Origin of the sequence: Terrisporobacter mayombei, from assembly GCF_020748465.1 — a bacterium.
Classification (GTDB): Bacteria; Bacillota; Clostridia; order Peptostreptococcales; family Peptostreptococcaceae; genus Terrisporobacter; species Terrisporobacter mayombei.
The window spans coordinates 970,639-992,387 of the sequence record NZ_JAHZMP010000001.1 but is presented as its reverse complement, the minus strand read 5'-3'; the positions used below and the strand labels follow the sequence as shown (position 1 = coordinate 992,387).

Sequence of the window (21,749 nt, the reverse complement as noted above, 5' to 3'; positions counted from 1 at the left end):
TTATGAAAAAAAGAGATTATTTATTGAAGTTATGGATATTTGTATCTGGAATACTAGTTATAAGTATTACTTTTGGTATTTTTATTTATATATTGTATAAAGGTTTTAATGTAATATCTGTGGATTTTATTTTTGATAGTCCAAAAGGATCGCCTCTTGGAACAGAGGGTGGAATTTTTCCTGCAATTGTTGGTAGCTTGCTTATGGGATTATTATCAGGAATAATGGGAGGTTTTTTAGGAATTTCAATTTCAATATATTTAGTATTTTACTGTGCTTCTATTAAATTTAAAAATATAATATTATCATTTCTTTATGGATTGTCAGGCGTACCATCTATTGTATTGGGACTAGTTGGTTATACAATTTTAATATGTAAGTTTGGAATGGAAAGAGGATTATTATGCGCTTCAATAACGCTTTCTGTTATGATAATACCTTTCATATCTATAAGAATAATAAAGCTATTAATGGATAGTGGAGAAGAAATAATGAAGGCTTCACTATGCCTTGGAGTATCTAAGTCATATGTTTTATTTAAAATTATTCTTCCAAATATTATGATAAATATATTAACATGTATAACCTTAGGAATGGCTTATGCTATGGGAGCAACAGCACCCATAATGTATACAGGAGCAGTTATATATTCTGGCTTGCCAAGTGAAATTAATTCACCTGTAATGGCCCTTCCATATCATCTATATATTTTAGTAAATGAAGGGTTATCTTTGGAAAATGCTTATGGAACAGCTTTTGTATTAATGGTATTATTACTTATAATAAATGGTTTATGTAGGTTAATAGGAATATGGAGAGAAGGTGCATCATGGAAAAAGATGTTTTAAATGTTGAAAACTTAAATGTTATTTTTGGGAAAAAAAGAATATTAAAGAATATTAATTTTAGTATAAAAGAAAAAGAAATAACAGTTATTCTTGGGCAGTCAGGATGTGGAAAATCATCATTATTAAAATCTCTTAATAGAATTATTGAAGAAGAAGGCGGGAAAATAGAAGGGAATATTATTATTGATGGAATAAATTTTAATGATATACCTTTGCAAAGTTTAAGAACTAAAATTGGATTAGTTTTTCAAAATCCTACGATTTTTCCTTTTTCCATAGAAAAAAATCTTACATATGCTTTAAAATATCATAATAATTACGATAATAAAGAAATAGAAAAAAGAAAAATAGAATTACTTAAACAAACTAAGTTGTATGATGAAGTAAAAGATAACCTTCATATGTTTGCAGGAAAATTATCAGGTGGTCAAAAGCAACGTTTATCAATTGCAAGATGTTTAAGCGTTAAGCCCAAAATAATATTGTTAGATGAACCGTGTTCTGCCTTAGATGTGAAAAATACCATGTTTATTGAAGAAATGTTGAAGGAGTTAAAGGATAAATATACTATAGTAATAGTTACACATAATTTAGCTCAAGCCAAAAGAATAGGTGATAATATTATTTTTATGGATAATGGAGAAATTATTGAAATAGGAAAGTCAGAAGAATTTTTTAATTCTCCAAAAAAAACTTTGAGCAAAGAATATATTCAATATATGGGGACATAAAATATAAAAAGTGGGGATGATGTGATGATTAATATTGATATACCAGGAAGAGAAAGTTTGGAATTGGAGAATCTAGTTTTTGATTTTAATGGAACCATAGCTGTAGATGGAAGAATTTTAGAAAATATTAAAAATCAACTAACTGAATTGTCAAAGATAATAAATATATATGTTATTACAGCAGATACATATGGAATGGCACAAGAAGAGTGTGAAAAAGTAAATTTAAAAGTAATTACAGTACCAACAGGATGTGTAGGAAAGCATAAAGGTGATTTAGTGAAAAAGTTAGGAGGAAAGGTTACTGCAACAATTGGAAATGGTTTTAATGATATAGATATGTTTAAAGAATCTAAACTTTCTGTTGCAGTTATTGAAGGAGAAGGTACTTGCAGTAAACTAATTATAAATAGTGATATAGTAACAAGGAGTATAGAAGAAGCATTAAATTTATTTTTAACTCCAAACCATATTAAAGCAGATTTGCGATGGTAAGTAATATAGTATAATATATAATTAATGATATCTTGCAACATAACTTTTAAGTTACTTTGTATTTAGGGGGCAATATGATTGAGTTTAAGGAAAAAGAAATCTTCTAGCAATAATTTTATTTTATTCTTATATATTATATTTACAATTTTATTTATAGTTGTATGGATATATGAATTATTTATATCAAAACATTATGCCACAGGGATAGTATTAACCTTTTGGCAAATTGCTTTTACAATAGCGTACTTGTTTTTTGTAAAAGAATAATGAAAACAAAGAAAGATTGCAGGATATCGTTTTATTTTAAGGAGGGGAAATTTATGATAGAAGAAAGAATCAAATTTAATGAAAAAGAACTTAAACCTATGAGTGGTTGGATGGGTTTACTTATTGGCTTAATTTTAATATTGATTTTTCCAGTGGCAATTTACTTTGCTATAATTAAAGATATAGTATTTCCAACAATACTAGGAATTATATGCTTGATAGCTGGCATTTTTATGCTTTGCGGATTAAAAATATTAAATCCTAATGAATCAATGGTATTGGTATTGTTTGGTAATTACTATGGAACAATTTCAAAGGAAGGTTTTTACTTTGTAAATCCATTTTGTAGCGCTATAAATCCAACATATGAATCACCAACATTAAGAATGGCTAAGGGAAAAGAGGATGAAAATAAGTCTGAAGCTACAATAACATCTACAACAAAAAAAGTATCTCTTAAAACATTAACATTAAATAATGGGATACAAAAAGTAAATGATGAAATGGGAAACCCTATAATGATAGGAGTAGTAGTAATCTGGAAAGTTATAAATCCTACAAAAGCAGTATTTAATGTGGATAACTACAAAACATATTTATCAATTCAATGTGATACGGCACTTAGAAATGTGGCAAGACTTTATCCTTATGACGTTAATGACGCATCAGAGGAAAAAACACTTAGAGGATCTTCTCAAGAAGTTGCAGATAAATTAAAAGAAGAGCTACAATCGAGAGTTCATGTGGCAGGACTTGAAGTGTGCGAAGTTAGAATAACTCATTTAGCTTATGCTCCAGAAATTGCAGCTGCAATGCTTCAACGTCAACAAGCTGAGGCAATTATTGCAGCACGTAAAAAAATTGTAGAAGGTGCTGTTGGTATGGTAGAAATGGCTCTTAATTCTTTAAATGAAAATGAAATTGTAAAATTGGATGATGAGAAAAAAGCAGCAATGGTGAGTAATTTATTAGTAGTACTTTGTGGAAATAAAGATGCTCAACCTATTGTGAATAGTGGAAATATTAATTAATATATATAGCTAGGTAGTAATAATACTATCTAGCTTTTTATGTTTTACAAACTATAAAAATATTTTTAGTCAAATCTTAAAAAATCAACATATAAAAAAGTAATATTGTAATAAAACACCTTTTTAAAACTTATAATATAATGTAAAATTATACTTGTATGTTAAATAAAATTGAGGGGGATGAAAATATGAAGATGGCTTTCACACAAAAGCAAAGAATGATTGAAGGACTTACAATATTTACATTAATAGCAATATCAATTTATGTGGCGGTCATGTGGGGGAGAATACCACAAGAGGTAGCAACATCTTTTGGGATTACTGGAAAAATAGGTGGTATGGGATCAAAAACAAGTATCTTATGGAAATTGGCTATATCTTATGGAATATATGCAGTGTTTACTATGGTATTTTTAAATCCATCTTTATGGGGGATAGGGAATATAAAAAATAAAAAGAATCAACAACAAGCATTTCTATTAGCAGGTGACTTATTTGTATTTTTAAAATTAATTCTTGTGAGTATAATGGCATATATAATTTTTTGTATCATAAATAATGTTGATTTAGGTTTTGTATTTATTCCAATGTCAGCATTTTTACCATTAGCCATAGGATTTAATACTTCAGCAAAGATAAAAGCTTTAAGAGATTAGAATCTAAATTATTAATATTATAGTTATTACTTTTCTTTAATTTGGAGCTTTTGTACTTAATAAGGTGAAAAAAACAAATTAACGATTAACAAGGAAAATTTAGGTTGACTTTATTAATTTAATATATTAGAATAGTTTTTGTTAAAAGAGCCATTACAAGTGGCGAATTATATTTAACGTATAATCGCAATGCAAGATAATTTAATGGTTCAAAAAATAAAATATAAACAACAAGCCAAATAAGTATACTTAGCATGCTTATTTGGTTTTTTATTGTTAATAAAATAGGAGGAGTTATAATGGAAAAATTAAATTTATTAAAAGATGATGAAAAAAAAGTTTTTTATCACTATCTAATACCATCAATATGTTCTACACTTGTAACAGCAATTTACATATTGGCAGATACTCTTATAATAGGCCAAGGTGTTGGAGCAGAAGGTATTTCTGCATTAAATATTTTCCTACCTTTTTTTGCCGTATACAACGGTATAGGTATTATGTTTGGGCTTGGAGGGGGAATATTAATCTCCATGGAAGATGGGATGGGAAATAAAGAAGAGTCAGATAAATACTTTATTTCTAGCTTGGTGGCAGTAGTAATAATAGGACTAATATTTACAATATTTACAAACATATTTTTAGAAAATATCTCTTACTTCCTTGGAGCAAATGAAAAAAGTATTGATTTAGTTTTACAATATGGGAGATGTATAACAATATTTACGCCAGTATTTATAGCAACTAATTTTTTATCACCAATAATCCGTAATAAAAAAGCTCCGAAATTAGCTATGATATCAGTACTTGTAGGAGCAGGATTAAATATAGTATTAGATTACATTTTTGTATTCCCTATGAATATGGGCATGATGGGTGCAGCTTTAGCAACAGTTATAGGAAGTTTAATAACAGTTACAGTTCTTTTGACTCATTTTATGCCAAAGAAAAATAGAATAAAACTATCTTTCAAAGAAGCATCAATAAAAAGAATAAAAAGGATAGTCGGTTGTGGTGGATCTAGTTTCTTAATGGAAGTTGCCGCTGGATTTGTAATATTTATATTCAATATTCAAATTTTAAAATATATAGGAGATATGGGAATAGTAGTTTATGGAATTATATCAAATTGCGTAATAGTTGGAACGGCATTATTTAATGGTGTTGGTCAGGCTAGTCAACCTATAATAGCAACTAACTATGGTGCTAATGAAAGTAAGCGTGTAAATACAGTTTTAAAATATGCCATGTTTACTACTATTTCAATAGGATGTTTATTATATGTAGTAGTATTTATGTTTACAGAAGAGGTAATATATGCTTTTGTAAAAGCTAATGCAGATATTATTTCTATGGGGGTACCAGCAGTGAGAGCTTATTTAAGTGCTTTCTGTATTATGAATATTAATATATTATTTTGTAATTATTTTCAATCTGTGGGAAAAGAAAAACCATCCATTTTTATATCAGCTATAAGAGGGTTTTTATTAAACATCATTCTTGTATTAAGTTTACCAATGGCATTTGGTGGATCTAGTTTATGGTTTGTTGTACCTATTACAGAAGCAATCACTTTATTTGGAATAATAATATATACAAGAAAACTAAAGAGTAGTGATTTGAATAATGAAGCTAAATTTAATAGTATTGCAATAGCTAAATAGAAAGGAAGGTAAAATACCTTCTTTTTTTGTAATTATTCTTTTCTATTATTGGAATAATAAGTATTATTTACAATTTTAGTAAAGGAGTAAAATAATTGAGAAAATATAGTAACGATGAATTAAGTTTAAAAATAATATGTTTATTAAAAGAAAAATTAGATAAAGATTACACAAAAGGTTTAACAAGAAGAGATGCTCATCCAAAATGCTTAGGGCTTCTAAAAGGCTATTTCATTGTGGATAGAAATTTACCTTTGCAGTATAGAGAAGGTATCTTTAACAGAGATTATTACAAAGCTTTTATAAGAGTATCTAACTCAAGTCCTAAAATAAGAAGTGATAAATATAGGGATATTAGAGGATTTTCAATAAAATTATTAAATGTTTATGGAGATAAATGTGTAAATGATGAAAAATTTACTCAAGATTTTCTATTAGTTAGTATGAAAACCATGCCCATAGGCACCCTAAAATTAATTTATGACGCCATATATTATACAACAAAATATAGACCTATAATCTTTATGGGAAAATTAATAAAAGATAAAAATATCAAAGTAATTACTGATATTATAAAAAATATGAAACATGATACAAGTCCTTTAGATATTAGATATTACAGTACTACCCCATATATGTTTGGTAATAAAATAGTAAAATATAGTATAGTGCCAAGATCCATGTATAAGAGTAAGCTTCCTAAAAAACTTGGAAAAAATTATCTTACAGAAAATATGCAAAAACATCTATATAGGGAAGAAGCAGTGTTTGATTTTATGGTACAATTTTATAAAAATGATATATATACACCAATAAATGATGCTTCAATAGAGTGGGAAGAAGATAAATCACCTTTTATTAAGCTGGGAGAAATAAGAATTCCCAAACAAAGATTTACGACTAAGAAAAGATTTGATTTGGCAGAAAGAATGTCTTTTTCACCAGGTCATAGTCTTCTTCCTCATAAGCCTATAGGAGATATTAATGAAGGAAGAATAAAAATTTATAAGGAAATGTCAAAATATAGACATTATAGAAATAAGGAAGAATTATATGAAGCAAATGATGAAGATTTTGATAATATATGAAAATTGATGACACCTAAAATATGCAGGTGTCATTTTTTTATTATGGAATTCATAGTATATAGTAGAGTTAAATTAAATAATTAAAAACATTTTTTACAATAAGCTAAAAGGAGGTGTCAAAAGATGAAAAATATATTGGATTTTTGTATAAGGGACATTTCTTTTGCTAGTTGTGGTGAAGTATTGATCTGGATAGGAACAGGAGTTTTAATTATTGCAGGAGTATTAGCATTAATAAAAAAACCAAAGGAATAAATTACTTGATTTGCATATGAACAATGAATTAAAGAGATGTCAAAAGAAAAAAGAATATAATAACTACTTGAATGATTTAAAATAATAAGAGTATAATTTAAATTAACGAATATTAAAGTAGGGAAATTTAAATTTTATAGAAATTGAAATATCATGGGGAATATCTCATGATATTTTGTTTTTATAAAAAATTATAAACTATTTAGCTTATGACAAATTACAATAAATATTTAAGGAAAAGGTGTAAAAATGGAAATAGATAAACTTAGTGAAATATTAAGATTATATACAGATAAGTTGAAATACAATAGTGGATTTGCATCATATAAGAGAAATTATGTAAGCAATAACTATGTAAATACAAGAGGAAATGAAGCAACGTTTTATGCCACAGTATTTGATGAACATCATAGACGAAGCTATACTTCTATGATAAGTATAAATATTAAAAATAGGACAATTTCTAATCTTAGCTGTGATTGCCAAAATGTATTTAATAATAAGGGGACTCAAGTATGTCCCCACATGGTGGCTTCAGTTTTTGAAGGAATAAAAAAACTAAGAGACAAAACTAAAGAAGAATTTGAAGAAGGAGATGTAATATTAAACCCTACTGTAATATTTGAATTAAGTCAATCTAGAGGTGGAAATTTAGGTGCAAGTTTACATATTGATGGAATAGATGAAAATGAATATGCCAATATATATAATTCATATAAAGATAAATATAAGTATCATCTTATGCCAGATGGCAGTTATATTGACCTAAAGGATAATGACTTAGAAAAAATATTTCAAATTATAGATGTATTGGGTATTTATAGTGATTTTCTAAAAATAAAAATACCAGATAACAAAGCAATATTTTTAGGAAAATTGCTAGAAAGTGAAAGTGATACTTTAATAAGTGGTAGAAAATATGTAGACAACGTAATAAAAAAATATAATAAATTAAATAAAAATATAAAAGTACCAGATAACTTAAAAGCAAATCTTAGAGATTATCAAGTGGAAGGATTTGAATTTTTCAATACTTTATCAAATTATAACTTTGGTGGAATATTGGCAGATGAAATGGGACTTGGTAAAACTGTACAAACTTTAGCTTTTTTACTCTCACAAAAAAATAAAAAATCAATAGTTATAACTCCAACTTCTTTAATATTTAACTGGGAAAGTGAATTTGAAAAATTTACACCAGGTATTAAATTAGGGATAGCTTATGGAAGTAAAACTCAAAGGGAAAAAATATTAGAAAACTACAAGGAGTATGATGTTATACTAACCAGTTATGGAACTTATAAAAATGACATGGAAAAATATAGAAACATCACATTTGATTATTGCATAATAGATGAGGCACAAAATATTAAAAATCCAGATTCTATAATTACTAAATTAATTAAAGAAGTAAATGCTAATGTGAAATTTGCTTTAACAGGAACACCTGTAGAAAATAACCTTATGGAGCTTTGGTCAATTTTTGATTTTGTCATGCCAGGATATTTATATAATAAGAAGAAATTTGAAACTATCTTTGTTAATAATGAAAAAAATCACTGTCAGCTAAAAAATTTAATAAAACCTTTTATGCTTAGAAGAACTAAAAAAGAAGTTATTAATGAATTACCAGATAAAATAGAGCATAAATTTTATGTTGAGTTGGATAAGGATCATAAAAGAGCATATAGAAGTTTTGTAAATTTAATAAAAAAAAGAATTTTAGAAAACAATGAAGATAATATGACTGTTTTTTCTTATTTAACAAAGTTAAGACAGCTAAGTATTGCTCCAGAAATAATTGTTAAAAACTATAAAGGTAAAAATTCAAAGTTAGAAATATTAATTAACCTTATAAGACAAGAAAGCGATAGAAAAATATTGGTATTTTCTCAATTTACAAAAGTTCTTCGAATTATAGAAAAAAGATTAGAAGAAGAAAATATTTCATACTCTTACTTAGATGGAAAAACAGATGCGAAGGATCGAATAAAGTTAGTAGAAGAATTTAACAATAGTAATACAAAGAGGGTATTTTTAATATCATTGAAAGCAGGAGGAACAGGACTTAATTTAACTAGTGCGTCTATGGTAATTCACTTTGATCCTTGGTTCAATCCAGCAAGTGAAAATCAAGCTAGCGATAGGGCACATAGAATTGGACAAAAAAATGTGGTAGATGTTATTAAACTAATTTCTAAAAATACTGTAGAAGAAAAAGTGATAGCTATGCAAGATTATAAAAAAGAACTTATTGAAGATATAATAAATTCTAATTTAGAAAATAGTTCATCTTTGAAAAAACTAACAAGAGAAGAAATTATTGATCTATTTGAAAATATATAAACAAGAAAAAAGATGGTAAAAACCATCTTTAAACTTATAATTCATACTCGGGGAAAGTAAGAATACAATTTAAGTTAATTAATTACTATATCTAAGGGTTAAAAATATTTGAAAACAAAAAAAGTCAGAAGGTTAAAGCCTTCTGACTCATTTATATCTTCAAAATATAATTATTAATTATCTTATTGTTAATATTATAATATATCAATTTACATATTTTGTCAAATGTATTTTGCTTTGTAGCAAAAAAAAATCTTTAACATAGAATTATTAATAAAAGGTTATTTCTTATTGTTTTATATAAGGGGGATGATAATTTTATGTTTATTAGAAATGATATGGATGTATCTTATGTGAGGATGTTTCATGCTTCTCCAAATGGACCTTCAGTAGATATTTACATTGATGGAGGACTTGCTTTTAAAAACCTATCTTTCAAGAATTTTTCTGAGTATGTTCAACTACCAATGGGAGAATATAAAATAGAAGTATTTCCAGCTGGGCAAAAAGAAACTCCTATACTTATACAAAATATTAAACTACCAGAAAAAGAAGTAATAACCATAGCTGTAGCAGGAAATTTTGAAGATCTTCAATTAATAGCATATATAGAAGGCAATGCAGATAACCTACCTGAAAATGAAAGCAGATTAAGAATTATACACTTGTCACCTGATGCACCAAATGTAGATGTATTAGTAGATGGAAATTTGGCATTTAAAGATATAGGATTTATGGATGCAACAGGTTATGCTCAACTACCTTCAGGGACATACAATTTAACAGTAAATCTTGCTGATACAAAAGACACTGTGTTAACTTTGAATGCTGAGCTAAAAAGCCAAAAGGTATATACTATTTATATGATTGGAAATCCACCAAATCTTTTAGCGATACAGTCTTTAGATGGAAGTACATTTGTAAGATTTCAATAACTAATCAACTATTTATGAAAAAGTAGAGGTATGTACCTCTATTTTTTTTATATGCATAGCAATTGAAAATTGAATAAAAGACTACTATAATTACAATATAATTAGAAATCATACATACTTTATTTATAAAAAAGGGGGAAAAATATATGACACAGTATGAAATATTTACAGATGCTACTAGCGATTTGCCATCAGAAGTAATAGATTCACTTGGAATTAAAGTTATTACTATGGATTTTGAAATGAATGGAAAAGTGTATTCACATTATCCTGATGAAAGAGAGTTAGATAGTAAATTATTTTACAATATGTCACAAGAAGGATTAATGTCAACAACAACTCAAATTACGCCTGCAAGATTTATAGAATATTTTACTCCTATATTAAAAAAAAGAAGGGATATTCTTTACATTTGTTTTTCATCAGGCTTAAGTGGAACTTATGGTTCATCACAAATAGCCATATCAAACTTGAAAGAAGATTATCCTGATAGAAAGATAATGTCCGTTGACTCATTATGTGCATCTTCGGGAGAAGGGCTTTTAGTTTATTTAGCAGCTAAAGAAAAGTCAAAGGGCAAATCTATTGAAGAGTTATATAATTGGGTGGAAGAAAATAGATTAAATATATGTCACTGGTATAAAGTTGATGATTTATTTCATCTAAAAAGAGGTGGAAGGATTAGTTCTGTGGCTGCTAAATTTGGAACGGCTTTAAATATAAAACCATTACTGAACATGAATAATGATGGAGAACTTCAGTTGGTAGAAAAAATAAGAGGAACTAAAACTTGTGAGCATCATATGATTAATAAATTAAAAGATAATTATTTGCCGGATAAATACGATACTGTAATTATTTCACATGCAGATTGTGAGCATGAGGCAATGCTATTAGAGCAAATGCTGAAAAAAGAGTGTGAAGTTGGCGAAATTATATATTCAAAGATAGGCCCTGTAATAGGAGCTCATAGTGGAAAAGGTACACTATTGATTAATTTCTATGGAAAACAAAGAGAATAATTATATTAGGAGAATTGTTAAGATAATAGCTATTATTATAACAATTCTTCTTTTTTATCACAAAATATCTATTTATGTAATATTATGAAGAGTAAGGTAGATTTAGACCTTTGAGGTGGTGATATCTATGAAATTTTGTAGGGTAGAAGCTTTAATTGAAGAGTTATTAATGGATTGGGATAAATTAAATTTAGCAGCCAAACTCTTAGTTTATCTTGGATTTTTTTAGTATTATCTACAATATTTATAGCTATTTGTGATGCAAAAGACATAGATTTATATAACAGGATTGAAGTGATATTTAGGACTTCTCTTGCTTCAGTATTTGGATTTATACTAAGTTCTAATACGAAAAGGAAATAAGATAAAAATAAAAATAGTTATGTGGAAAAAATGACTATTAGTATGGATAGAGAAAAGGCTATTACTGAAGAATGTAAGATAAAAAAAGAAACAATTAAGTATTATTATGGTGATGGAAATACTGTACAAATTATTGTAGCTTTATTAATTACGTTAATTGCTGCACTAGTAATATTAAGTATTTACGTTTTTGATATTGCTAAAGATGTAGTCATAATAGCACAATTTAGAGATTTAATGTGTACTTCTATAGGTTTTTTGCTTGGTGAAGCAAAAATAAAATCTAAGAGTTAATAATATATAATTATGAAAGCTGTAGTAAATATTTAAACTCTTTGCTATGGCTTTTTATTGAAATAAGTTTTAAAATAATTGACATATCAACTAAATATGATTAAAATAATTGACATATCAACTAATTATATACAAGATAAATAAAATTATTTATGTAACAGGAAGAAGGTATAAGCTATGGAAAAAATATTTACTAAAGAATATGAAGTTACATATAGAGATACAGATGCAAGAGGAGAATGTTTTTTAACTTCTTACATGAATTTTATGGCAGATTGTGGTTTAAGCCAAGACGAAAGACATGGCTTTGTTATAGCTGATATGGTAAAGGAAAATCATACCTGGATGCTAGTAGATTATGAAATCACAATTTGCAAATATGTTAAATATAAGGAAAAGCTTAGGGCAACAACTCACGTTGAAGGTATGAATAAGTTTTATGCAGTTAGACATTTCAAAATATATGATGATAGTAATAATTTAATTATTCAGGGGAAGACCTTAGTAATATTAGTTGATGCACAAAAAAGAAGACCATTGTCAATACCAGATGAACATTATATGGCATATGGTGTTAAGGAGAAGAACCCTACTATAGGAAGGAATAAACTGAAGCTTTCAAAATGCCAAAATATTGATTATAAAAAAGAATTTAATGTTAGGTATTCTGACATAGATTTGAATTTACATGTAGGAAATGTTACATATTTGGGGTGGATATTAGAAACCATACCTTTTGATGTTATGACTAATTATAAAATTTTTTCAGTTAAAATTAAATACCAAAAAGAATTAACTTATGGAGATAAAGTAAGTGTGCAGACTGAAATAAAACATAATGACGATAAAGTTAGTGCCTATCATGAAATAATAAATGATAGTGAAGAAGTGGTAGCTCTTTTAGAAACTCACTGGTATAAAATATAAAATAAGTGATTAAGGATATTAAATATGAAAGAAATTAGAAAATGTATCTCAGTTTTATATAGACAATTTCAGACTTATATAAACAACAACACAAAAGACTTAGGAATAGGTGCATCAGAATATATTTTTTTAATGGAAATGTATGGAAAGAATAATATGAGTCAAGAAGAACTTTCAAGGTCTTTAATAGTTGATAAGGCAGCTACAGCAAGAGCTATTAAATCTTTAGAAGAGAAAGAATATATTTTTAGAATAAAAGATGAAAATGATAAAAGAACTAACAGAATAAAATTAACAAAAAAGGGTATAGAAGTACAAGGAAGATTAACTGATTTGCTTGAACAGTGGAATAGTTGTATAACAAAGGATATAGATACTGAAACATTAAATATAGTATTTAAGACTATAAAACAGATGTCTATTAAAGCAATAGAGAGAAATAAGATAGAATAAAGACAGGAGAATAGGCACAATGAGTGATTTAAAAATAATATGCGATAGTTTAGCTGATGTTCCAGAAAACTTAGTTAAACGATATGATATAGAAGTAATTCCTTTAACAATAATAATCAACGATATTGAATATAAAGATGGTCAAAATCTTACAAATGAGGAGTTTTATAAGCTTATAAAAGAATGTGACGAAATACCTAAAACATCTCAAGCTACTTATATTCAATTTGAAGAAATATTTAAAAAATATTTGGAACAAGGAAAAAAGATATTATATATTAGTGGTTCATCTAAGGTTACTGGTACATATCAATCAGCTATGATTACAAAAAATGATTTACAAGGAGAAATTCATATATTTGATAGTTTAAATTTATCTTATGGTTGTGGGGCTCAAGTCGTTACAGCTTGCGAAATGAATGAAGAGGGGAAATCAATAGAAGAAATAATAAAAAAATTAGAGGAAATAAGAGATAATATATTGGTTTTATTTGCAGTTGATAACTTAGACTACCTAAAAAAGGGTGGAAGGTTATCAGCATCAAAGGCTGCAATAGGAAGTATGTTAAGTATAAAGCCGATATTACAAATGCAAGATGGATTTATAGTTAACATAGATCAAGCTAGAGGTCATAAAAAAGTTATATCAAAATTAATAAGTATGACAAAAGAGTATGTTAAAGATAATATAGAAGATAAGAGAATAGGCATTGCCCATGGGGATAATGAAATTGAATTCGAAAAACTAAAAGAAGCAATTAATAGTGAATTAAATTTTAGTAAAATGACAGAAACTAAAATAGGTCCAAGTATAGGTTCTCATACTGGAGCAGGAACAATAGGACTTTGTATATGGAAATAGTTAAAATGCACCTGAATCTAATGATTTAGGTGCATTTTTGTGCATATATAAATAATATTCACTAAGAAGAAGTGATAAAGGAGGGAGAATTTTGAGTGATAGGGTGCAGGCTTTAAAGTCTGAATTAAAACATGATTGGGATGAACTTAATTTAGCTGCTAAATCATTAGTTATTATTGGAGCTATATAACTTGGAATAATTATTTATTTTTCAGTAGTAGATGTAGTTTCATTACAAATATCAAAAAATATTGAAGTGATATTTAGATCTTCATTAGCATCTATTTTGGGGTTTATATTAAGCTCTAATACAAAAAATAATAATAAAAAAAATATGAATAAGAAGCTTTTAACAAGAATAGGAGAAAATAAACATAAGTATGAGTATAAAGAAGTATGTGAAAGAATAAGAAATTATGATTATGGAAATGGAAATTCTGTTCAAATATTTATAGCGCTTATTACTACATTAGTATCAGCAGTTGTAATACTAGTTATATATAAAAATAATATTCCTACAGATACTGCTATACTATCACAATTTAGGGATTTTATGTGTACCTCTATAGGTTTTTTACTTGGTGAATCAAAAATAAGGTCTGATTAATAGCGATCAAAAATAAGTTTATTTATAAGAAAAATGTGAATTTCAAATCTTACTAAATTCACATTTTTTTTTTGCTTATTTGCAAACAATAAGTTTATATAAAAATATGAGGAGATTTATTAATATGACTAATTTAAAAAGAATATCATTTTTAGTTTTAATTATTATGTTTTTTAGTACAAGTGTTTCAGTAGGACAGGAGTCTTTTCCATTAATTTTTAGAAAAGATAGAGATGAAATAAACTATCTATATAATATTCAACTTAAAAAAATTGAAGAAGAAAGCGAATTTTTCGAGGCACATATCAATTATCCTTATTTTCAAATAAAAGAAAAATATAAAGATAAAGAAAAAGAAAACATGAAATCAATAAATAAAATTAACAACGAGATATATAACTATATAGCTAATTTTAAGGGTAATATAGAAAAACAATCTGAAGAATATAAAAAAGATTATGAAATTAGTAATAAACACTCATCTTTACCTAAGTTTGTATATGAAGCTTATAGCCAATATAATGTAACTTACAATGAGAATAATTTGGTAAGCATACCAATTTTAACTTATGAATTTACAGGTGGGGCTCATGGAATGTCTGTATTAAAGTCTTTTAATTATAATTTAAAAAGTGGGGAAGAGTTAAAGTTAAGCAATATTTTCAAGGATAATGTAGATTATAAAAATATTATAAATACTTATATAAAAAAAGAAATTAAAAAAAATAAGGATTTATATTTTACAGGAAAAGAAGGTTTTAAAGGTATAGATGATAATCAGGGGTTTTATCTAAAAAATGACAAATTAATAATTTATTTTCAATTATATGAAATAGCACCTTACTACGTAGGTATCCCAAAATTTGAAATTCCACTTGATGAAATAGAAGGTAAGCTTAACACTTCCTATTTTTAAAAAAAGGTTGACATTTTTGGATTACACTTGTAAGATTTAATTAAAGATTACAAATGTAAGTTTTAAAAGGAGGTTAATCAATGAAACAAAATATTTCTGAATCTGAATTAGAAGTAATGAAAGTTTTATGGAAATCTAAAGAGGCAACAAGTGCTGAAATTATAGAAAATTTAAAAGGTAAAAGTGAGTGGAAACCAAAAACTATACAAACTCTTATAACAAGACTTGTATCAAAGGATTTTGTAAATGTAGATAAAAGCAATAAAAAGTCCTATATCTACAGTGCTAGTATAAGCGAGGAAGAGTATAAAAATTATGCAAGCAAGTCTTTTTTAGAGAAACTTTATAATGGGTCAATAAATAAAATGGTTCTTAGTTTTGTAAAGGACAAAAAATTATCTAAAGCAGAAATTGAAGAGTTAAAAGATATATTAAGGGATGAATAGAAAAGAGGTGGAGTATGGGCAATATATGGGGGTATATATTAAATGCTACTATTTATGGTAGCATAACGGGAGTTGTAATATTACTTATAAAAAGCTTATTGAAAAATAGAATTAATAAAAAGTATGCTTATTTATTATGGATGATACTAATTATTAAGCTAGCATTTCCATTTGGGCCAGAAAGTAGTTTAAGTTTATTTAATAAAATACCTGTTAAAATAAATAATCAAGTTGATGTAAATACTGTTAATATGCCGAATATCAGTGAAGATATAAATTATGCTATTGATAAGGATTATGAAAGTAGCTCAAGTGAAAGCTCGGTGCAAGAAAATATTATTAATAGTTCAAGTTCTTCTGCTATTAATACTGGAAGTGAAAAAAGTATTTTTAAAAGTATAATACCAATTGTTTGGCTAAGTGGCTTAATTTTAACTTTAACTACTTACATGATAATTTATTTACATTTTATAAAAAATATTAGAAAAAAAGAAGATTACAAATGTTATTATTTGGAAAATACTTTAAAGGAATGTAAAGAAAAATTACATATAAAAAGAAAAATTAACCTTGTAGTTGATGATATGATAAATTCACCATCTTTAGTTGGATTATTTAAGACTAGAATTATTATACCAAGTAGTTTGGTTGATTTGAGTAGAGAAGAATTACAGCATATATTTTTACATGAATTATGTCATTTCAAAAGTAAAGATACTTATGTTGACAATATATTAGTTGTTTTACAATGTATTCACTGGTTTAATCCTTTAGTTTGGTATTTATTTAAACATGTGAGAAATGATATGGAGATGGCTTGTGACGAAAGAGTTTTATCAGTTTTAAATGAAAAAGAGCATAATAAGTATGGTCTTACTATGCTTACTGTATTAGAAAAAGTTAATCAGAATAGAAGATTACCTGTAGGTTTGAATATGACAGATGATAAAAAAACTATAAAAAAGAGAGTTGAGTTAATTAAAAACTCAAAATATTTTACAAAGAAAAAAAGAATATTTGCCTTAACAGGGATAACTTGCTTATTTGTTTTATGTGGCGTTCTTCTTACTAATGGCAAGGTTATAAATAAAGAAGATAGGAATGAATTGTTAGCCACAGAAAAAAATGATTTACAGGATTTAGATCAAGCTATATCAAAAGCAATAGTAGATAATTACATAAAAAATTGGAATGGTGTAGATTTCAGTGGGGAATTAAATGTTGAAAATCATGTAATATTAGGAAAGAAGGAAGATGATGATTCAGTTGAAGCTTATGTTATGGCAACTTATGGTCATTATCAATTTGAAAATGGCATATTTAGTATGACAAGTGCAAGTTATAATATACCAATAAGAATAAAATTTTCTAAGGTAAAAGAAGGAGAATTTTTAACAACAAAAGCTGGATATTATTATCTAGAAAGTGAAGAAGCAAAAGATGGATCAGATTACAAAGATTCTGTACTTAAAATGTTTCCTAAGAAGGAAGCGAATGAAGCTTTGAATGGTGATTACACAGATAGATTATTAAAGGATATTAACAAGCAAGCACAATCTTATGTAAAAAGTATAGGAAGAGAATGTGAAGTAACAACTGAATATGTTGAAAAAGAATACATAGATGAACTAGCCATGGCAGACAGAGCAGATATGGAAGGATTATGGAATTATCCAGACTGGATAGGTACTAGAGAAGAGTTGGTAGATAAAAAAAGATATATTTATGAAACTCAGTATGATAAATCTTCAAAAATTCTAACCTTCATTAAATACAATGAAGACAAAGAAGAGTTAGAGCATATGCAATATAAAATTAATGGAAAGAGACTTGAAAAAATAGACAGCGAAAATTTCCAACTATATTCTAGTGATATGATGCCAGTATTTATAGATAATGAAGATTTTAAGATTACAGTAAAAAATATATCTATAATTAATAATAATGCGGAGTATGGATTATATATAGAGAACAAGAGTAATGAGACAATGGAAATAAGTCTAGATGAAGTACATATAGGAAATTCAGTGAATGCAGTTGAATTTAAAACTAAATTAAAAGCTAAAGAAAGTAAATATGCTAATTTAAAAATAGATAATATATCTAAATTAGAAAATTTGAACGATAAAATATATGGAGAATTTTTAGGTAATTCTAAAAAATATTATTTTATATTTAAATAGATTAATTACAATAAAAAAGTGGGGGAAAGACACATGGATATAGAAAATAAAAATCAACTTAGTATCGTGGCTAAGACAGTTCTAATAATATATGCTTTATACTCATATATTTTCGGAAACTTTGTAATGCTTAATGTTAATAATGAGACTTTAGCAGGAAGTGTTACATTTGGTTTTAACAATACTTTTCTAGGCTTAATTATCTCGGCCTCAATATCATTTTTATTGTTATACTTTTGTTTTAAAGGAAAAAAACTGGCAATTACTCTTATATTTGTAGGATCTGCATTAAATGTGATTTTTGCTTTAATGATGATAGAAACTAGCAATTTCTCTCTTTATAATGCGATAGTAATAATATATATAGCTATTTCAGCATTAGTTGTTTATTTACTAAGACCAATATCATAAAATTGAAAGGGAGAATTGGTTAATGAAGAATAAAAAAACTAAAAAAGTTTTAATTATAGTATTTATAATAGTGTGTACTTTTTTAGCTTTTAAATTAAAAAGTAAAATACAAAATAAAAGAAATAGATGTAGAGAATTCTTCTGAAGAGGAACAAATTTATAAAGAATATACAATCGATATATAAATAATGATGATTTACATAAATGTGTAGAAATAAAAAAAATAAAAAGAATTATTATGAATTAAAAATAAAAATTAGAATAAGTATTTAGACAAAAGTTAAAATTTTTAATGGAAAAGAGCGTAGATAGGTTTATATAAAAATAAATATATCTATGTTCTTTTTTATTGGAATATACAGAATTGTATAAATTTAAATTTTGTTATGGAAAAATATTTTAATGGATTATCTAACTTTACTTTTAACACATTATTCCATACTATTGAATTAGACAGTATCAAGTTAGTAAATATATAAAGCTAAATAATTTAGACAGAATATTAAAATTTATTAAAAAGGGTAGGAAGTTATGAAGAAAAAAATTTTGTTTAATGTGTTAATTTTTTGTGGCATTTTTTTATGGATAATTCCATCGATGATATTTTATGAAGTGGATAAAAGAGTTGTATTATTTTATTTTGGATTTCACTTAATAGTATCTTTTTTATATTTAATACATTTTATCTATGTATATAAAGATAAAAAAAATGTGACATATGAGAATGTATTAATATATTTATCTGTAGTTGGGAGTATAATGGTTCATTGTGCTACATATGCAGCATTATTTATTTTGGGTCAACAAAATAGTGTAAAAATAATACCTATAGTATTATTTCTTAGATTAATAATTGCTGTAGCAATTATTATTTTCCGTCAATTGAGCTATGAAGATGCAGATATAGATAAAAAAATAAAGGAACAAAAGAGATTAAATAAAGAGTCTAATAATAAAAAAATAAAGAAGAAAAAGAATAATAAATGGATTTATAAAATTTTATTACAGGATTTTAAAGCTAATATTAAAAATTATATAGTTTTTATAATAAGTGCGGTGTTGACAGTCACATATATTTACGGCTTCCTAGGAAACCTTTTTATTGTACATGATATGCAACAAACTAGTATTGCATATATTACTGAAGGAATTACATCAGTTGTAATAAATGCATTATTTATTATTTCAATTGTAACAATATTAATTCAATTTTATTCACTTAAAAACTATATACAAAACAGAATGTATGATTTTAAAACGCTATTATTATTAGGTATTAAAAAACAAGAAATATACAAATGCATGAGATATTTACTAATTGTAAGCTTATTAATTTCTTATGTAATAGGTGCTATTTTAGGTAATGGAATGATTTTTGTTTTTAGAAAAGTATATGAATTCTATTTACAAAATACTAATATACCAAATGTTGATTTAGTACTTATTACAGAGTTATCTTTTATAGGATGTGTAGTAATTTTAGGATTTATTATGGCAATAGTTCAAGATTTAGCTATTGAGGGGAGCATTACTAATATTTCATCTTCAGATATGGAAGAAAAACTTCCAAAATATAAAAAGATAATACTTACATTGCCAATATTACTTTTAGTAGTATTTAAATTTTATTCAGATCCTCATTGGGCTGAATCAAAACATATAATTTATCCTTGGATAATAATATTTGTAATATTTGTTTATTATGGATCAGGTTATATTCTTAATAAAATTAAAAATAAAAAATACTATTTAAAAAATATTTTACCTCTTAATCTTGCGCTTTATAAATCTAGAACCTATTTAAAAAATTCTTTAACATTATATACTTTGATTTTTGTAATGTTTTTCACAAGTATTTTTCAAATAGCTGCTTTATTTCCTTTAGAAACTAAAGAGCTCTATCCTTATGATTATGTATGTTTAGGATATGAAAAGGATAAAAGTGAGCTGGAAAGTATAGAAAATAAATTTGATGTAAATAGTGAACTGTATCCTGTGGTAAGAGTTACTGTACCAGGAGGAGAAGATGGTGGCTATGGAGATATGTATAAAACAATTCCTATAGGGCATCATCTTGGTATTTCTCAAAGCACTTATGAAAAGATAAGTGGCAAAAAATTAAATTTAAAAGACAAAGAAATTTATATTTTATATCAAGAAGATAAATCAAATAAAGCTCACCCATTGGATTTTTATGTCATAAGATCTAAGCCATTAATTAAAATAGGTGAGGGAGAACGCTATCCTTTTGGGTTAAGAAAGGTTATATTTAGCAATGATTATAAGGTAGTCGGTGAAAAAAGAGAAATACTATTTGGAAGATTGACAAATGTAATGTATGAAAATATAGTGGTTTTCTCTGATGAATATTTTAAGAATAAACATAATACTAGTGATGGTATCAAGTATTTAATGACAGTTAATAGTAATACAAATAATGATAAAGCATTAGAAAGTTATATGAGTAATTATGGAAAAACACATAAAGAAGAAAGTAATCTTGATAGTAATGTGAAGCATATTTATAATTCTAAAGATTTAAATGACGGTTTTCAAGGCGAAAAAATATTCAAATTAATTATTAATATATCCATACTATTAACATTTATAATTGCAAGTATAATAATTGTTTTTGTACATGCTTTTGGAAATATATCTTATTATAAAAATCGTTATCAATTACTTAGCTATTTAGGAGAAAAGAAAAAGAAGTCAAATTCTATAATAAGAAGAGAAATAACATCATTTGCTTTTTTACCATGTATATTAGCAATAGTGACTTCTTTAATATTTATTATAACCACAGTTTATATGCGTGGATTTACTTATTTAGAAATAATATCAAGCGGAAAAATTTATATAAGTATTATGTTAGTTTTTCTAGTTATATATAGTGTATCGACTTTTATTATATCTCATTTTTTAATTAGAAATATTGGAGGGAAATAG

The 21,749-nt window shown here is 26.1% G+C and carries 23 protein-coding genes; all 23 read left to right on the top strand.

Annotation, left to right across the window (positions count from 1 at the left end; genetic code table 11):
* Positions 1 to 2: 2 nt before the first annotated feature.
* Positions 3 to 848 (top strand): PstA family ABC transporter permease, encoded by an 846-nt coding sequence (locus K0039_RS04760; RefSeq protein ID WP_228103887.1) that lies wholly within the window; start codon positions 3 to 5, stop codon positions 846 to 848.
* Positions 830 to 1,579 carry a phosphate ABC transporter ATP-binding protein gene (locus K0039_RS04755; protein ID WP_228103886.1) on the top strand — a complete coding sequence of 250 codons (750 nt, stop codon included), beginning with the start codon at positions 830 to 832 and terminating at the stop codon, positions 1,577 to 1,579. The genes K0039_RS04760 and K0039_RS04755 overlap by 19 nt, the downstream gene beginning before the upstream one ends.
* 24 nt (positions 1,580 to 1,603) lie before the next feature.
* Positions 1,604 to 2,074, top strand: coding sequence for an HAD family hydrolase (locus tag K0039_RS04750; protein WP_228103885.1), 471 nt, complete (start codon positions 1,604 to 1,606; stop codon positions 2,072 to 2,074).
* Positions 2,075 to 2,152: 78 nt separating this feature from the next.
* Positions 2,153 to 2,341: a hypothetical protein gene (locus K0039_RS04745; protein ID WP_228103884.1), complete on the top strand. Its 189-nt coding sequence runs from the start codon at positions 2,153 to 2,155 to the stop codon at positions 2,339 to 2,341.
* A 53-nt stretch (positions 2,342 to 2,394) separates the two neighbouring features.
* Complete coding sequence (locus K0039_RS04740; protein WP_228103883.1) at positions 2,395 to 3,372, top strand: SPFH domain-containing protein; 978 nt, start codon at positions 2,395 to 2,397, stop codon at positions 3,370 to 3,372.
* 188 nt (positions 3,373 to 3,560) lie between these two features.
* Positions 3,561 to 4,028, top strand: a complete 468-nt coding sequence (locus tag K0039_RS04735; RefSeq protein ID WP_228103882.1) for a DUF1648 domain-containing protein — start codon at positions 3,561 to 3,563, stop codon at positions 4,026 to 4,028.
* Positions 4,029 to 4,327: 299 nt separating this feature from the next.
* Positions 4,328 to 5,692, top strand: a complete 1,365-nt coding sequence (locus tag K0039_RS04730) for an MATE family efflux transporter (protein WP_228103881.1) — start codon at positions 4,328 to 4,330, stop codon at positions 5,690 to 5,692.
* 95 nt (positions 5,693 to 5,787) lie between these two features.
* On the top strand, positions 5,788 to 6,780 hold the full coding sequence (locus K0039_RS04725; protein ID WP_228103880.1) for a catalase family protein: 993 nt from the start codon (positions 5,788 to 5,790) through the stop codon (positions 6,778 to 6,780).
* 123 nt (positions 6,781 to 6,903) lie between these two features.
* A complete protein-coding gene (locus K0039_RS21935; RefSeq protein WP_265589406.1) occupies positions 6,904 to 7,035 on the top strand; it encodes a hypothetical protein in 132 nt (43 codons plus the stop codon).
* A 249-nt stretch (positions 7,036 to 7,284) separates the two neighbouring features.
* A complete protein-coding gene (locus K0039_RS04720) occupies positions 7,285 to 9,381 on the top strand; it encodes a DEAD/DEAH box helicase (RefSeq protein WP_228103879.1) in 2,097 nt (698 codons plus the stop codon).
* A gap of 320 nt (positions 9,382 to 9,701) precedes the next feature.
* Positions 9,702 to 10,316, top strand: a complete 615-nt coding sequence (locus K0039_RS04715) for a DUF4397 domain-containing protein (RefSeq protein ID WP_228103878.1) — start codon at positions 9,702 to 9,704, stop codon at positions 10,314 to 10,316.
* Between the two features lie 146 nt (positions 10,317 to 10,462).
* Positions 10,463 to 11,338, top strand: coding sequence for a DegV family protein (locus K0039_RS04710; RefSeq protein ID WP_228103877.1), 876 nt, complete (start codon positions 10,463 to 10,465; stop codon positions 11,336 to 11,338).
* Between the two features lie 405 nt (positions 11,339 to 11,743).
* Complete coding sequence (locus K0039_RS04705) at positions 11,744 to 11,995, top strand: hypothetical protein (protein ID WP_228103876.1); 252 nt, start codon at positions 11,744 to 11,746, stop codon at positions 11,993 to 11,995.
* A 177-nt stretch (positions 11,996 to 12,172) separates the two neighbouring features.
* Positions 12,173 to 12,922 (top strand): acyl-[acyl-carrier-protein] thioesterase, encoded by a 750-nt coding sequence (locus K0039_RS04700; protein ID WP_228103875.1) that lies wholly within the window; start codon positions 12,173 to 12,175, stop codon positions 12,920 to 12,922.
* Between the two features lie 24 nt (positions 12,923 to 12,946).
* The gene (locus K0039_RS04695) at positions 12,947 to 13,375 is read left to right on the top strand and encodes a MarR family winged helix-turn-helix transcriptional regulator (RefSeq protein WP_228103874.1); all 429 of its coding nucleotides are present in this window, start codon (positions 12,947 to 12,949) and stop codon (positions 13,373 to 13,375) included.
* Positions 13,376 to 13,394: 19 nt separating this feature from the next.
* Positions 13,395 to 14,237, top strand: coding sequence for a DegV family protein (locus K0039_RS04690; protein ID WP_228103873.1), 843 nt, complete (start codon positions 13,395 to 13,397; stop codon positions 14,235 to 14,237).
* A gap of 334 nt (positions 14,238 to 14,571) precedes the next feature.
* Positions 14,572 to 14,844, top strand: coding sequence for a hypothetical protein (locus K0039_RS04685; protein ID WP_228103872.1), 273 nt, complete (start codon positions 14,572 to 14,574; stop codon positions 14,842 to 14,844).
* 124 nt (positions 14,845 to 14,968) lie between these two features.
* The gene (locus tag K0039_RS04680) at positions 14,969 to 15,760 is read left to right on the top strand and encodes a DUF3298 and DUF4163 domain-containing protein (protein WP_228103871.1); all 792 of its coding nucleotides are present in this window, start codon (positions 14,969 to 14,971) and stop codon (positions 15,758 to 15,760) included.
* A gap of 80 nt (positions 15,761 to 15,840) precedes the next feature.
* A complete protein-coding gene (locus K0039_RS04675; RefSeq protein ID WP_228103870.1) occupies positions 15,841 to 16,206 on the top strand; it encodes a BlaI/MecI/CopY family transcriptional regulator in 366 nt (121 codons plus the stop codon).
* 14 nt (positions 16,207 to 16,220) lie between these two features.
* Positions 16,221 to 18,389, top strand: a complete 2,169-nt coding sequence (locus K0039_RS04670; protein WP_228103869.1) for a M56 family metallopeptidase — start codon at positions 16,221 to 16,223, stop codon at positions 18,387 to 18,389.
* Between the two features lie 33 nt (positions 18,390 to 18,422).
* Complete coding sequence (locus tag K0039_RS04665; RefSeq protein ID WP_228103868.1) at positions 18,423 to 18,800, top strand: hypothetical protein; 378 nt, start codon at positions 18,423 to 18,425, stop codon at positions 18,798 to 18,800.
* A 22-nt stretch (positions 18,801 to 18,822) separates the two neighbouring features.
* A complete protein-coding gene (locus tag K0039_RS21930; protein ID WP_265589405.1) occupies positions 18,823 to 18,945 on the top strand; it encodes a hypothetical protein in 123 nt (40 codons plus the stop codon).
* A 386-nt stretch (positions 18,946 to 19,331) separates the two neighbouring features.
* On the top strand, positions 19,332 to 21,749 hold the full coding sequence (locus tag K0039_RS04660) for an FtsX-like permease family protein (RefSeq protein ID WP_228103867.1): 2,418 nt from the start codon (positions 19,332 to 19,334) through the stop codon (positions 21,747 to 21,749).

What these genes read in the sequence shown, in the direction of transcription:
- K0039_RS04760 (WP_228103887.1), top strand. Translation starts at nt 3, where the DNA reads ATGAAAAAAAGAGATTATTTATTGAAGTTATGGATATTTGTATCTGGA.
- K0039_RS04755 (WP_228103886.1), top strand. Translation starts at nt 830, where the DNA reads ATGGAAAAAGATGTTTTAAATGTTGAAAACTTAAATGTTATTTTTGGG.
- K0039_RS04750 (WP_228103885.1), top strand. Translation starts at nt 1,604, where the DNA reads ATGATTAATATTGATATACCAGGAAGAGAAAGTTTGGAATTGGAGAAT.
- K0039_RS04740 (WP_228103883.1), top strand. Translation starts at nt 2,395, where the DNA reads ATGATAGAAGAAAGAATCAAATTTAATGAAAAAGAACTTAAACCTATG.
- K0039_RS04735 (WP_228103882.1), top strand. Translation starts at nt 3,561, where the DNA reads ATGAAGATGGCTTTCACACAAAAGCAAAGAATGATTGAAGGACTTACA.
- K0039_RS04730 (WP_228103881.1), top strand. Translation starts at nt 4,328, where the DNA reads ATGGAAAAATTAAATTTATTAAAAGATGATGAAAAAAAAGTTTTTTAT.
- K0039_RS21935 (WP_265589406.1), top strand. Translation starts at nt 6,904, where the DNA reads ATGAAAAATATATTGGATTTTTGTATAAGGGACATTTCTTTTGCTAGT.
- K0039_RS04720 (WP_228103879.1), top strand. Translation starts at nt 7,285, where the DNA reads ATGGAAATAGATAAACTTAGTGAAATATTAAGATTATATACAGATAAG.
- K0039_RS04715 (WP_228103878.1), top strand. Translation starts at nt 9,702, where the DNA reads ATGTTTATTAGAAATGATATGGATGTATCTTATGTGAGGATGTTTCAT.
- K0039_RS04710 (WP_228103877.1), top strand. Translation starts at nt 10,463, where the DNA reads ATGACACAGTATGAAATATTTACAGATGCTACTAGCGATTTGCCATCA.
- K0039_RS04705 (WP_228103876.1), top strand. Translation starts at nt 11,744, where the DNA reads ATGGATAGAGAAAAGGCTATTACTGAAGAATGTAAGATAAAAAAAGAA.
- K0039_RS04700 (WP_228103875.1), top strand. Translation starts at nt 12,173, where the DNA reads ATGGAAAAAATATTTACTAAAGAATATGAAGTTACATATAGAGATACA.
- K0039_RS04695 (WP_228103874.1), top strand. Translation starts at nt 12,947, where the DNA reads ATGAAAGAAATTAGAAAATGTATCTCAGTTTTATATAGACAATTTCAG.
- K0039_RS04690 (WP_228103873.1), top strand. Translation starts at nt 13,395, where the DNA reads ATGAGTGATTTAAAAATAATATGCGATAGTTTAGCTGATGTTCCAGAA.
- K0039_RS04685 (WP_228103872.1), top strand. Translation starts at nt 14,572, where the DNA reads ATGAATAAGAAGCTTTTAACAAGAATAGGAGAAAATAAACATAAGTAT.
- K0039_RS04680 (WP_228103871.1), top strand. Translation starts at nt 14,969, where the DNA reads ATGACTAATTTAAAAAGAATATCATTTTTAGTTTTAATTATTATGTTT.
- K0039_RS04675 (WP_228103870.1), top strand. Translation starts at nt 15,841, where the DNA reads ATGAAACAAAATATTTCTGAATCTGAATTAGAAGTAATGAAAGTTTTA.
- K0039_RS04670 (WP_228103869.1), top strand. Translation starts at nt 16,221, where the DNA reads ATGGGCAATATATGGGGGTATATATTAAATGCTACTATTTATGGTAGC.
- K0039_RS04665 (WP_228103868.1), top strand. Translation starts at nt 18,423, where the DNA reads ATGGATATAGAAAATAAAAATCAACTTAGTATCGTGGCTAAGACAGTT.
- K0039_RS21930 (WP_265589405.1), top strand. Translation starts at nt 18,823, where the DNA reads ATGAAGAATAAAAAAACTAAAAAAGTTTTAATTATAGTATTTATAATA.
- K0039_RS04660 (WP_228103867.1), top strand. Translation starts at nt 19,332, where the DNA reads ATGAAGAAAAAAATTTTGTTTAATGTGTTAATTTTTTGTGGCATTTTT.